This window comes from Rossellomorea sp. NS-SX7 (assembly GCF_052828565.1).
Map to the genome: position 1 here is coordinate 1,689,073 of NZ_CM128249.1, position 13,398 is coordinate 1,702,470.

Consider the following 13,398-nt stretch of genomic DNA (forward strand, 5'->3'; position numbering starts at 1 on the left):
TTAGAACAAGGAGAATCTTTCCCTTTTCCTCCCCATAGTATGCTAGTCTAGAATCAGAAAATAACAATTTAGTAGGTGAATACAATGTTGAACCTTACTCACTATCAATCTTTATTTGATGAAAATAATACGGAATTCAGGTGCCGGCGAGTGCTTGATGAAGTAGCTCCTAGCGTAACGGGGATTTTTGAACGATTTATAGATTCAAAGGAGCTTCCTTTGGGTGAAGAGTTATATATTCGTAACTACGATATGACCTTGACGACAACTTATCATGATTCTCGAAATCCTACTTATGCAGAAAAGAAAAAGAACTCTGATATGGGCAGGAAGTACTTTGTTGGTCTATATATGAAATCTTCCGGGAAGGAATATAACCTATTCAACCTGGAATTGAACGGAATCGATCGTTCATTATTAATACATACAGAAGTAAGCTTTATACCTTTTTGGTCCTGGGTCAGGAGTGGTGATATAGGAAGAGTGCTAGCCTCGATTCCCGAAGGTTATTCGATATTTACGGGTTGGAAGGAAAAAACGAAGGTACCAAAAGAGGAGTTTGAAGGGTATGTGAAAAGCTGTATCAAGCCAAGGAAGAGGCCGTGGTTTCAAGTTGGTAAAGGTTTTGCTCTGGATGGTCAGATGCACGAGGAAGAACTGAAAGGGCATTTACAAGAAGTCTGGGGCAAAATGAATGAGTTCAGAAATCACTTGAATAATGAACTAAGCACGGGACGGAGAGCGTTGGAAGCTTTAGAACAATTGTCGGTTATAAGGGATATTGAGGAAACGAAAATACTGGGACGTGAATATAGGGTAGAGATTTCTGCAGCAGAAAAATATAAATCCCAGGGAAAGAGGCAATCTTTTCAAATAAATGACGGGGACCAGATGATTACCAAAGGGCATATTGATTATTTGGACTATCATGATAAGAACTCCCCATTCCAAACGATTGTCGTGCGGGTTGCTGGGGGCAACCAGATTTTCACCAATGTGCGGGAAATTCTCTCTGAGGGTACAAAAGAATGGTGGATCAAGAAGTTATTTGCCACTCAAAGTATGGATAATCAGGAAATCAAGGCGAAAGCCATGCGCTTGCTTCAGGAGCATGGGATCAAAGTGGACGATACCTCCTATTATGTTGGTACATATGATAATGACACCGAAATGTTCAATGAAGGGGCGCATCAGGTGAAGAAGAATTTCATCGATGCAGCTCTGCTATTTGCCCATGCCAGGAAAGCGGTTGAATTGCCTTTTGATCATGATGGAGAGGAACCTGAAATCGAAGATGGGGAAGATTCCGAAGAGATAGACACGCTAGAACCGAACTTCAGATTCGGAGAAATACTTGACATGATAGAGAACAGTCAATTCACTTTTTCCAGGGCGATTGTACGTGATCTGCATCTCAATCTGACCGCACTAGATGACAAGCATTTCGTGGTATTGAGCGGGATTTCGGGGACTGGAAAAACGCAGATATGCCGCCTTTATGCCAATGCTGTATATGGGCTGGATTATGAAAGTGATAATCCGTATTTCAGCATCATACCTGTACGCCCCGATTGGACGGATGCCAGCTCCTTGTTCGGTTACTATAGTTCCTTTGAGAAGCGGTACGTGAAAACTGAATTCCTGAAAGTGATATTGAATGCTTTGAAGGAACGTGAAAAGCCCCATTTCATCTTGCTTGATGAAATGAACCTGGCCCGTGTTGAATATTATCTGAGCGATTACCTAAGTGCTGTGGAATCAAGGAAGGAAATCCCTCTACATCATGATGATCATGTGGAGGATGTCCCCAAAAAACTGACTATCCCGCCCAATGTTTACATTCTGGGGACAATTAATGTGGACGAGACCACCCATTCCATATCGGATAAGGTGTTGGACCGGGCATTTGTGATGACATTGTCGGATGTGGACTTCACGACCTTCTGGAAAAGGATTGACTCGGATATCAAGGGAGTCCTATCAAGGGAATTCGATTTGCTGAAAGAATTGCATGCCACTTTAACTGCTTATGACCTTCATTTTGGTTACCGGACGATGGGGGAGATGCTTCAAAAGCTATATGCAAATCATCAATTGGGAACAGAGCATGCGATGGAAGCAATGGAGTCATTAGACGGTGTGATAGCAGAGAAAGTGCTCACCAAGATACGCGGTGATGAACGAATATCCGATATGTTAGGGGAGCTTAATCGATGGTTGTCCGTTAACTTGGAAGGAAGCGATGTTTCCTTGCATCATGTGAAAAGGATGCAAAAGGAGCTGGAATATTATGGTGCAACTCAGTTCTGGAGATAAACAATTGGAAATCTGGCTGCCTGCTGAGGGTTGGAAGCCATTTTTAGAAGCCTTTTTAACAGAGGCTACGGAGTACAAACTACGGTATGGAGGGGAAGTAATTGATCTAAGAGTACAAGGGATGCCGCTGCCTTTCCATCGAGATGGCGACTTCCTCTACACCACCTTCATTGCCCCTTTTCAAAGCGGCAGTATTAAGGTGTGCTTAAATGGCCAAGAACGTGAAACATTCATCTATCCTGATTCTCGAAAGCTGACGGAACAGCAATTTGATTTGATGATCGAGGAGATTTTAGAGGAAAGTAATACATGTTTTCAACTGAATGGATTGGAGAGGGAAGTAAGTGCTTCAGGGTGGAACCGGGGAGCTTCATGGACACAGTGGATATATATCGAAAGCTCATTCCAGCAGCTACGCAGGATTTTTACCCGTATTGAGAAACAACCATTCAGTAGTCTCATCAAACTTCCCATCAATCAAAAGAGGGAACGGATACAGCGCGTCGAACAGAAGACACTGCACTGGCTTGATAAAAGTGGGTACGGGGAACAGCCCCCCCTCCATGTTGAGACCGCCAAAACGTTTGAGACGGTAGATATATATGAAAATCAGGTTCTGAAAAAGCAGCTGTTTGACTTAAGTACTCTTTTACGGTCCTATATGGAAGTGGAACGGACAGGGGTAGCAATGACTGCCATGAAATATCATTCCATCATCAGGAGATGGTTGAACGCTCCTTTCATCCATGAGGTTTCCATACATCAGGGGCCGTATACAATCACTCAGAAATTCAGGAAACATCCGGTGTACCGACTTTGGTACCAATGGTTCGAACAACTTTACCGGCATAACAGGGAAGGTATCGGATTCGACTATCCGATTGCCCTGAAAGATACGTTCGAATTATATGAGATGTGGTGTTTCATGAAAATCGTAGGGATTTTGAGGGAACTGGACTTGGTTGAGGATATCCGCGACTTATATAGGACCACCGAGAGTGGACTATTTTTGGACTTGTCCCTAAACAAGGAAAGTCGGATTGAACTTCGGGGTGGTATGTCCCTCTATTTTCAGCGTACCTATCAATATAATTCTGGAAAATTCCATACTTTTACCCAAAGGATGATACCGGATATCGTACTGGAGTATGGGGAGGGGATCATCATATTCGATCCTAAATATAGAGTGCCAGGGAATCTGGGGACGGCACTTGGTGAGATGCATAAGTACCGGGATGGAATCTTACATAGGAAGACAGAAGGAAGAGCCGTCCGGGAAGTGTATATTCTGACCCCGACTAATGAAGATTCCGCGGAGTCGATGAGGTACTTTCAAGACTGGTATCATGAACGTTATAAAATGGGGGCTATTCAAATGGTGCCTGGGGGTGAAAATGAACGACTGAAGGATTTAATTTCAAAGGTTATTAGTGAAGTAATTTATTATTAGGCAGGGATTAGACCTTAAAATCACATGAAATACTTTAGTATGTGCTGAGTTCATTTCATTCAAAAATAAGAATTTCAGCTGACAGTTCTGGAAATTCCCATACTTCTTTATTTATAAATAAAAAACAGAGCCGAAGGCATATCATGCCTTCGGCTCTGTTTCTTATCAACTGTTAATTACTCTTTTATTAGACTTGTTTAAGATAATATCCCCAACCCGCTGCATTTGCTCTTGATCAAAGATTTCATCGAATTCTAATCTTCTTTTCCCATATTGTATCTTCAAACCTTTTTCGAGCAATCCGTCTTTAAACCAATTGACGTTGATTACTGTCTGGTATCTGAATTTATCCATAAATGTCAGGTTTTTATTTAAAAACAAAATCCTTTTATTTGTGGGGATTAAATAACCCTTGATTTCTTGTTTCTTCGTTTTATCATATTCACAGTGAATAAAGGTCAGTGCTTTTTCGTTCGGTTCAAATACGTTGGTTAATAGGGATTGGAAGAAAGCTCTGTTTTTCTTAATCTCGTTATATTCATAAGTGGTGTATGAGCTATTACGAGTATCCATAACTTGAGAAATTAGATTTTCTATTTCCCTTTTTTCTTCTGCTTCTTTTTCCCGACGTACTCGTTCACGATCTTGTTGCTGCAGGATGCGGATACGTTGTTGTTCTTCAGCATTTTTCTTTTTTTCTTCTTTTAGTTGGAGATGACGATCCTCATTTTTAGTCCGATAACTAGCAACTTTTTCTTTAATCATGGTCTGATCTTGTTTTTTTGTGAGTGTCTTAACGAAGAAATCTTCGACTTTATAACATAGCTTTTGATAAACGCCCATTTTTTTCACCTCTTAACTTATCATTTTCTTGGCAACGTATAGCCTTCTTCCTAACCAACCTAATGCTGCTAATCCAAATCCACCGGCAGCAGTTGATCTTGCCTTTTGTTGTTGTTCTTCATGTTCTTTATATCCGAGCTCATAATAATGCTTGAATATTTTTTCCCCTTTAACAAATTCATTTGGAATTGATAATTTTTCCCCTTGTTGACCTAAATAAAATCCAGCTTCTTCAATCTTTTCGACTTCTTTGTTTGAATCAAAGCCATTTTTAAACCAAGAGTTGAATTTATCATTCTCGTAACCTGGATCTTTAAATTCAATCAATGAAAAGGCTGCTTCATATCCTTTGTCATAATACTCTTGTTTTAATTCCGCTTGAGCTTTTTTATAACCAGTTTCATAGGCATCGATTAGTGAATCATCCTGCGTCGTAGGAGGGGAATGTTGATCCTTTTTCCCATCATCGTATCCTTTTTTGGTGAACTCTTGCTTCTTTGCTTCTAGACGTTCTTTTAATGCTTTATTAAAACCATCCTCGTAGGCTTTTTTCAATCCTTTATGGGAAGCATATTCTTTAGGCAAAGATAATTTGTCTTGCTTTTGACCAAGGGAGTAACCTGCCTCTGAAGCTTTTTTCTTTTCTTTTTCAATTTTGGTCTTTCCTTCGTTATAACCCTTGTCATAACCTGTGGCATATCCCACATTAAAAGCATCAGATCCTTCTGATGTTGAACTATTAGAAGCAGACTCATTGTAACCGTCTTTTAACCCTTGGGCATACCCATGTTCTTCTCCGTTTGCTTTATCTGCTTCATCCTGTTGTTGTTGAGCTTGTTCAGGACTGTTATTAATCCTTGTTTTATCATAACCGCTTGGAGCTTCGCACGGTATGCCGTCATCAACTACTCCATTTCCCCAGCCATCAAGGTTTTCTGGGTCATATGTAGCTGAATATCCCTTAGAATTCCAGTAATCCACTACTTCATCATAGCTGCCAAAATCAGAACAATCTTTATCGTTTCTGGTCGCTGCCGGCTGGGTAGTTGCAGATGAGCTACCATTGTCGGAAGATGTTCCCCCGCCATTGTGAGAATGATAACCGGTGCATAGTCCTTTTGCCTTTGATTTATCACTACAGTTATGACCACCACTAGAGTCTGTTCTTCCACTGTGTGCGAAGGCAATCGATCCAAAGACTACAGAAAATAATAAAGTAATAGCAAAAACTTTTTTTATCATTTTTTTCCTCCATTGTTTGAAAATTACTCAATTTTCATTATAAAGTTAAATATTGGTGTTTTCTAGATGCTAAATTTATGTTTATGAGGAAGAATGTAAATTTATTTTGAAAAGCCATTTATAAAATTGTCCAATATTGTGGTACAGATATTAAAAGTGTTAAAAGAAATACTTTGTTTATCATTTTCCTTGTAATTACTTATCCAATATTGTGTGGGGACGATTCCAATTTTTTCGAAGAGAGCCGTCCCCAGTTAACGGGGAAGGGTCAAGAACAGTTCTATGTTCTTGACCCTTCTTTCAATAATATTGATAATAACTTAAAGGAATAATAAAAATATTCTTCCTCCTAAATATCAACTGGATACTTCTCACCATTCTTCTCTAACTTCTCCTCAACAATCTACTTAATATCCAACTCAAGATCAGAACAAAGCATCAACGAGTAAATTAGAACATCTGCGATTTCTTCCCGGATGTTCTCTTTATTTTCCTGAAGTGCTTTCTCGTTGCTGATCCATTGGAAATCTTCCTGGAGCTCTGCTGCTTCAATTGAGATGGAGATGGCAAGATCCTTTGGATTGTGATATTGTCTCCAATTTCGTTCATCCCTGAATTTATTTACTGAATTAATCATTCTCTGTATATCACTCATAATCTTTATCTCCTTTGCACTGCAACTCCAGTAACCTATTTCTTAACTTAGGATCTGTGGCATAAATATATAGGCCGCTGATCCCGCGTTTCATCAGAACGTTGATAGAGTTCAAGATGATTTCTTCTTTAATCACCTGGTTTTTTCCGAGGATAGGTCTGTTCTTGAAATGAATGCCCCGGAGTCGTTATACTTTGAAGGGTCAATAACCAGCCGGTCATTTTCTTCATCATAACCAACCGAGGGGCCAAGGACCACTCCAACATAATTCAGGTCAAATCCCTAAACAGTATAAATCGAGCCGACCTCTTTGACGGATTCCGGATATTCTGCCCACGTAATATTATCTTTAGTGCTATTCTAGGGCATGTTGATTCCTTTCCTTCTTTATCTACGATGTAGGTCTTCTTATCTTTTTATGAAGGTAATCAAAGGTTGATACAATGCGAGAAAGACCGACTTTATCATTATTACTCTTAATGGCTTCTTTAAAGGCTGAAGCTTCTTCAAAAATTTTCAACACAAACTTTGAATCAGGTGGTAAAGGAAGTAACTCTTTAGCAACAAAATGATCAATCCATCTCATGGTTTCAGGATTGGCGTTCATCCTCAATTGATAAGTCAATTTTATTGTTTTGGCATTGTATTGATTTCTAATGATATACGATTGGATATTTGTTTAAGGGGACTGATTTTACTTGATTGAGATGTTCACGCTTGAAATCTTTTTTTCCACAATAAGTTCGTGCATTCTCTTAACCTCATTATCTCTTTTTGAAAATATTAACATGCAATGTCTTAGTTTTTCATACATTCATTCTTACAACAGGATGACTACGCTTAATAAATATTCTTTTAAGAATATTCTTGGGTTTTATTGTAAAATATTGTCTGAAAGTGTTTTAATGGTAATAGGAAGAATTTCTTAAGGAAACTATTGATTAGTAGGTATAAGTGCATTGTCCGTTGCCTTATGATACCTAGTATTGGAAATGAAATTCCGGTATAGAATTTTAGCAAAATCCAATTTTAAATATAGTTATTCAGAGTAATACTTTATTTATCCCTTTATATGAAGGGTCACACTATAAGAAACGTGAAAATAAATTATAAAGCTCTATATAAGATCTGAATAAATTGAGGTGAGTATAAGATTGAGAAGGAGAATAATAAAAAAACTTGCATATAGTTTTTCCTTAGAGGAGTGTGAAATTGAGAGCACGGTAAACAACTTCAACTATATACCAACATACAGCACTCGAATTATAAAAAATAGGAAGGTGATAGATAAATCAAAGTTATTAGCGAATGAAAATATAGCATTAGAATATTATAAGGATTTAATTAATTCTTATTCTACATTTTCGTTTCCAAATAGATCTTTTATTATGACGGAATTGATGAACATTATTCCATATTTACATTGTTATAATTCTTATACTATCTATAAATTTGATTTTAAGGAATTCTTTTATAATATTGATTTAAAAAATTGCTTTAAATTTATCAATGAAGATCTATCCTTAAAATCAAGAGAATATAAATTTTTGAAAAATTATTTAAATAATTTAAATGAATGTACACCAGGTATAGGATTGCACAATTCACTTGTTGAAATTGCAGGAACTCGATTTGATTTAAAAGTAATGAATAATTTTAAAGACATGGGGCTGCTTACTTATTGTAGGTATGTTGATGATTGTATATTGATATTAGATGAAAAGCTAGATGAAACCATAATTGTCAAGGAAATTAAAAAGTTAATGAAAGAAGTATTTGGGCAGAAACTCTCAATCAATGAAAGTAAAACTGACTATTACAATTGTGATGATACTAATTATAAGTTTACATATCTAGGGTATGTTTTTGAAAAGGGCCAATCTAAAAAAGTCCCGTATAAATTAGGAATAGCACCAAAAAAACTAAATAAATATGTTACTAAAATAAATGAAATTGTAATCGAGTACAAACATGATCAAGATATTGAAGCTCTGAGTCTTAAGCTAGAACTGATGTTCAAGAGAGTAGTTTTTTATGGAAGCCGAAAATCTAATGAGAGAAAGAAGTGGCAGGTTAGAGGGATTGGTGATAGCTATAAGGAATTAAAAAGGTTTATGAAAGATAATGACAACCTCAAAAATCTAACTAAAGAAACAGCAGACTTATTTGAATGGACCATAAGAGAATGTTTTAGAATAAATGGGATTCATACTCCACCAAAGATACATAATCAATTAAAAAACAAAAAGTTTGCTAGCTGTTTTATTAATAATAGAGCAACATTGTTACATCGAAAGATTGGTTTAAATCATAAACAGTTAAAAGAAGTGGTCGGTATATTAGATAGGAGAAACTTAGACAGGTATGGTTATAAAGAACTTGCAAACATTTTGTTAAATAAGGTTATATAGGAAATGACGAGATAGAATCTCGTCATTTCTTTAAGAACTAGCTAAAGCTAGCTCTTGATATTGTGTAAGTATAATTTATCAATTTTTTTTAGAGGTGTCAATTAATGGAGCAAAGTAATAAATTTAATAGGCAATCATTCGATTTCCTTTTAACTGATCTGTTACCTTATGAAAAAGGCAATCACTATACCCATAGATATTTCTACGAATACTTACAAGGTAATAAAAAGAAATTCAATCATTTAATTAAATTAATATCAAAAGAAAAGGAATTTTTTAATCCTAAATGGCATTCGGCTCCACTTAAATTCAAAATATCCAAAAAAGAGGAGAGCTTTAGAGAAATCTCTTTGATTAACCCTTTTGGTTTAATAGAGGCCTTATCTTTTATAGATATTTTTGAAAATGATATTCTGAACATTATTCATAATAAAAACTCATTCTCCGCTAGAAAACCAAATAGAGTTAACAAACTTACTTATAAAAAGGATAAGAACCAAACTGTTTATTATTCGAATGAAAAATCAAAAGAGCAACTTCTTATTTCATTAGAAGCAAGTGGCACTTTTTTTAAACACAGTCCGTTTAAAAACATTAATCAACTCATAAATCATAGAAGTTTTATATATTTGCGAGATAAATTTGATTTTTTAATGAAGCTGGATATTCAAGATTGTTATCCAAGCATTTATACTCATTCTTACAAATGGTTAGTATCTAATAAGATTTATGATTCCAAAAAACTATCTAATTCAAATTCTATCTACAAAAATATTGATTCCTTTTTACAAAACATTAATGGCTCTAAGACAAATGGTATTCTAGTTGGACCGGAGATATCAAGATTATTAGCTGAATTTCTTTTTATACATCTTGATCAGATATTAATAATGAATTTATCTGAAGAAAAATTATTCATCAATAAAGATTATTATATTTATAGGTTTGTAGATGACTTTTTTATTTTTACTAATTCAGCTGAGGTTGAGGATACAATAAGAAATGAGATCAATAACTTATTAAATAGGTTTCAGCTTAAAATTAATCATTCAAAGTTAACTAAATTTAATAAAGAAAATAATGTGAATGAATGGAAAAATGATATCGGAAAGATGGTCTCTGAGATAGAGGGCATATTTACTAATGAAGTGAACGTATTTATTAGTAAGGCTAATTCACTATTTAGTAGTTTAGAAGATACAGAAATGAATGCGGCATTTAAACAAGTTGCATCAACAATTGGAAACCTTGAAGAAATGACTACAAGTAAGAAAAAATCAAATTATGCTAAAAAGAAGAGGTATATCGACCTTAGAAGAATGTTAATATCTATTGTCAATACTACTAAAGAGGACTCTTTAGTTTGTTCGTACCTTCTGAGTACTATATTAAAAAAGATTGAAGAGCAGAAGGGAAAAAAATTCTATATAAACATGGCGATAAATGAACTAATTTCATTTGTTTTTTATGTATATTCAAGAAAAGTTTCTTATACTTCGACTCAAAAATTAATTAGAATACTTTCGCTTCTTATTGAAAAAGAAACGCCTGGGATTATAGAATTTATTGAAAGAAATATCCAAAGGTTTGAAAAAGATATTTTTTCGCGTTTCACAAGTGATTGGATTGATTTAATTCTTTTCTTTGCAAACTATGATATAGGAATTACAGTTGATCTAATAGAAAAAATAAAACAGCAAATATTAAAGGATGACAATCCCAAAAACCTAGCGACTCTTTGTATTTTTGAAAATAACACCAATTTTTCTGACCGGAGTTTAGTTAGAATAACTAACCAATTAATAAAAAATAAAGTTCAAAAATTAAATTGGAATGACTTTTTTCAGGATGAACTTTGCTGGTGGGTCTATATTTTTCTTAGTTACCCTAAGTTAAATAGAATATTAAGAAAAGAAATCTTAGATAATTTAGGAATTATTAAAGGTACCTTAAGAGATTCACCTAGTGATTTGGCGAAGAACTTAGTTTTGGATTTCTTACTTACTAACACAGACCATTTTATCTTATGGAAATTTACAAATGAGGATTATTATTCAAATTTTTATTATTATACAAAGGACAGAACTGTCTTTAATCCAGATGTTGTCGACCAAGTAAGTATTTCTAGATAAAGCTTTTTACCTGGATTTCGAACTCAATAGAGGTTAGTTGAAGTCGGTTCATAATAATTTGATTAGTAAGATTAACTACCTTAAACAACAAGTTTTTGATGCAGCGTGGGGACGGTTCCTGCTCTGCTTTTTTTATTTAATTAAGCAGGATGAGAACCGTCCCCAGTGAACGATTTAATAGGATGATTCCCGCTGACCCTAGAGAGGATGAACATTTTTCATCCATAATATAACAATTTACAATTTAATTCTTTAATTTCTATTAAATGTCATCGTCACTTTTGGGATATTTAGTAGAGTGGAAGAAGGGTGTAAGCTTAATTTATATTATTATGTAGACAAATACATCAAAGTTGTCTCTTATACCAAACCACAATTGTATTTTTCGCTTTCCCTCTAATTAATACTATGTAACAAAGCCTCTAAAGTGGTAAGCTAGTGTTTCAGTGTCAAGATAATGAACAGGAGGTCAACCCATGAATATAGATAACAACGATATATTGATTCGTTTACGATATGCTTTGGATATAAAAAATACAGAGATGGTGGAGATTTTTAAGCTTGGCGGCATGGATTTCTCTAAAGATGAGGTGATGAAGGTCCTGACCAAATCAGTGGATGAGGATGATCAACAGGAAAATCATATACCATGTGATGATGAAGTGTTCGAGTCTTTCTTAAATGGCTTCATTACATATAAAAGAGGCAAAAAGGAGCCTAAGCCAGGACAACCGGAACGGCCGGCAATAACGTATGAACACGTAAATAATCTTCTCCTCAAGAAAGTTAAAATTGCGCTCTCTTTGACAAGTGAAGATATGATCGACATCCTGGAAGATGCGGGTGTGAAGGTCACCAAAGGCGAAATGAGTGCCATTTTACGGAGAGAAGGCCATAAGAATTATCAAATTTGTGGTGACCGATATGCCAGGAATTTCTTGAAAGGATTAACGATTAGATACAGGGGATAAATCATGAATCATACTTTTTCAGGTGAGACGCTACATTTTGATATTAAGTACAAAAATCGAAAATCCATCGGTATTTATCTTGATGGTTATGGAAATGTCGAGGTGCATGCCCCGAAAGGTACGCCGGACGAGTCTATCATTGAATTATTAGAGGATAAATGGGATGTGATCCTGAGGAATTCGAAAGAAAGGAAGGACCGTCTGAATGGGCCCCAGGAAAAGGTCTATGTTCAGGGTGAGCAGTTTCTGTATTTAGGTAAGGTCTTTCCTATAGAAATCCATCACTATCCATCCAGCCCGCAGGATCATGTCCTGTTTGATGAAACGACAATCCATGTCTATGTCAAAAAGCTGGAGGATGAACGAATCAAACAAGCTTTGAAACGTTTTTATTATCAACAGTGTAAAGCGTTAGTAGAGAAAAGTATTTCTTCACACCAGCATTATTTTAAAACAAAGCCGCATTCCATCCGAATTACAGACAGCACCAAAACATGGGGAACCTGTGACGCCAAAAGGCAGCTGACCTTCAATTGGAAGTTGGCCATGGCTCCCCGAGAAGTGGTCGATTATGTAGTCGTCCATGAAATGTGCCATATGGTGCATCTCAATCATGACCGTTCCTTCTGGAGACTTGTTGGAAAAATCGTGCCGGACTATAAAGAGAAAGAAAACTGGCTGGCAGCATCCAGTTGGAAAATGACGGTGTAGTAGGGTGGGAGAGTAGTGTAATCCGGTTTGACGGAAGCTTAGCTGAGGGAGCGGGTGGGAAAGCCACGGAGACAGGTACCCTGGTTTTTTTCAATTTTGATAAAAGACCGGAGTACCTGTCCCTCTGGTTTTTATATAGAAGCATTTGTAGATAGCGAATTTCGCTTGAAAGCAAGGAAGAAGCTTGAAGCTTTTGCTGAAGGCGGTATGGAAATTTTAATTGAAGAAGTATTCGGCCACCGCTGGGACGGCAACCGTCTCGATCCGACTTATGGAGAATATGAGGTTGATGTTTTGAGTTATTTTTATGGGGAAGCGATTGAAGTTCCTTTTTAAGCTTGTTTGGAAGAGAGTGCTTTTTAGAGCACTCTTTTCTCATATTAATAGATTAGAAACGCTTTAAGATACCAGTTAATATACTAGGGGACGGTGATGCAATAATTACTTTAGCCCCCAATAAAGCTTATCGGGAAATTTAGAGCTTTAGCTGCTTGAGAGATAAATAAGTACCGGATGGAATTCGGCTAAGTGGATGAGATACTTATAAAGGTGGTTATCATGAAGTTTATATAATTGGAGTTATTTAAATGGTATACAGGGATGAAGGAAGGACAAAAGGATTTTTTTCAACAGTTGTTATAGTAGAAATAATAGACAGGACTTATAT

General features: G+C 36.0%; 13 protein-coding genes. 7 read left to right on the plus strand and 6 right to left on the minus strand.

The features are described 5' to 3' along the window. Positions 1–84 precede the first annotated feature (84 nt). Together ACUXV2_RS08245 and ACUXV2_RS08250 are read left to right on the plus strand one after the other, a co-directional pair. The gene (locus ACUXV2_RS08245) at positions 85–2,316 is read left to right on the plus strand and encodes an McrB family protein (RefSeq protein ID WP_446246530.1); all 2,232 of its coding nucleotides are present in this window, start codon (positions 85–87) and stop codon (positions 2,314–2,316) included. Beyond that, positions 2,291–3,766: a DUF2357 domain-containing protein gene (locus tag ACUXV2_RS08250; protein ID WP_446246531.1), complete on the plus strand. Its 1,476-nt coding sequence runs from the start codon at positions 2,291–2,293 to the stop codon at positions 3,764–3,766. The genes ACUXV2_RS08245 and ACUXV2_RS08250 overlap by 26 nt, the downstream gene beginning before the upstream one ends. Before the next feature lie 165 nt (positions 3,767–3,931). Here the strand turns inward: ACUXV2_RS08250 and ACUXV2_RS08255 are convergent, their stop codons facing one another. The 6 genes from ACUXV2_RS08255 to ACUXV2_RS08280 form a co-directional block, all read right to left on the minus strand. Continuing rightward, complete coding sequence (locus tag ACUXV2_RS08255) at positions 3,932–4,609, minus strand: PH domain-containing protein (RefSeq protein ID WP_446246532.1); 678 nt, start codon at positions 4,607–4,609, stop codon at positions 3,932–3,934. Positions 4,610–4,621: 12 nt separating this feature from the next. Further along, the gene (locus ACUXV2_RS08260) at positions 4,622–5,851 is read right to left on the minus strand and encodes a YHYH domain-containing protein (RefSeq protein WP_446246533.1); all 1,230 of its coding nucleotides are present in this window, start codon (positions 5,849–5,851) and stop codon (positions 4,622–4,624) included. A 403-nt stretch (positions 5,852–6,254) separates the two neighbouring features. After that, positions 6,255–6,506 carry a nucleotide pyrophosphohydrolase gene (locus ACUXV2_RS08265; protein WP_446246534.1) on the minus strand — a complete coding sequence of 84 codons (252 nt, stop codon included), beginning with the start codon at positions 6,504–6,506 and terminating at the stop codon, positions 6,255–6,257. Continuing rightward, positions 6,499–6,642, minus strand: a complete 144-nt coding sequence (locus ACUXV2_RS08270; protein WP_446246535.1) for a DNA/RNA helicase domain-containing protein — start codon at positions 6,640–6,642, stop codon at positions 6,499–6,501. Before ACUXV2_RS08270 ends, ACUXV2_RS08265 begins: the two co-directional genes overlap by 8 nt. Further along, positions 6,639–6,764, minus strand: coding sequence for a hypothetical protein (locus tag ACUXV2_RS08275; RefSeq protein ID WP_446246536.1), 126 nt, complete (start codon positions 6,762–6,764; stop codon positions 6,639–6,641). Before ACUXV2_RS08275 ends, ACUXV2_RS08270 begins: the two co-directional genes overlap by 4 nt. A 133-nt stretch (positions 6,765–6,897) precedes the next feature. Beyond that, the gene (locus ACUXV2_RS08280; protein ID WP_446247025.1) at positions 6,898–7,179 is read right to left on the minus strand and encodes a DNA/RNA helicase domain-containing protein; all 282 of its coding nucleotides are present in this window, start codon (positions 7,177–7,179) and stop codon (positions 6,898–6,900) included. A gap of 481 nt (positions 7,180–7,660) precedes the next feature. Here ACUXV2_RS08280 and ACUXV2_RS08285 point away from each other — a divergent pair, with 481 nt between their 5' ends. The 5 genes from ACUXV2_RS08285 (at position 7,661) to ACUXV2_RS08305 (ending at position 13,067) form a co-directional block, all read left to right on the plus strand. Continuing rightward, a complete protein-coding gene (locus tag ACUXV2_RS08285) occupies positions 7,661–8,917 on the plus strand; it encodes a reverse transcriptase domain-containing protein (RefSeq protein WP_446246537.1) in 1,257 nt (418 codons plus the stop codon). Between the two features lie 104 nt (positions 8,918–9,021). After that, on the plus strand, positions 9,022–11,049 hold the full coding sequence (locus ACUXV2_RS08290) for an RNA-directed DNA polymerase (RefSeq protein WP_446246538.1): 2,028 nt from the start codon (positions 9,022–9,024) through the stop codon (positions 11,047–11,049). Between the two features lie 476 nt (positions 11,050–11,525). After that, positions 11,526–12,020, plus strand: coding sequence for a DUF1456 family protein (locus ACUXV2_RS08295; protein WP_446246539.1), 495 nt, complete (start codon positions 11,526–11,528; stop codon positions 12,018–12,020). Positions 12,021–12,023: 3 nt separating this feature from the next. Then, entirely contained in the window at positions 12,024–12,731 is a 708-nt protein-coding gene (locus tag ACUXV2_RS08300) for a M48 family metallopeptidase (RefSeq protein ID WP_446246540.1), read from the plus strand. Positions 12,732–12,938: 207 nt separating this feature from the next. Further along, positions 12,939–13,067 (plus strand): hypothetical protein, encoded by a 129-nt coding sequence (locus ACUXV2_RS08305; protein ID WP_446246541.1) that lies wholly within the window; start codon positions 12,939–12,941, stop codon positions 13,065–13,067. Positions 13,068–13,398 lie beyond the last annotated feature (331 nt).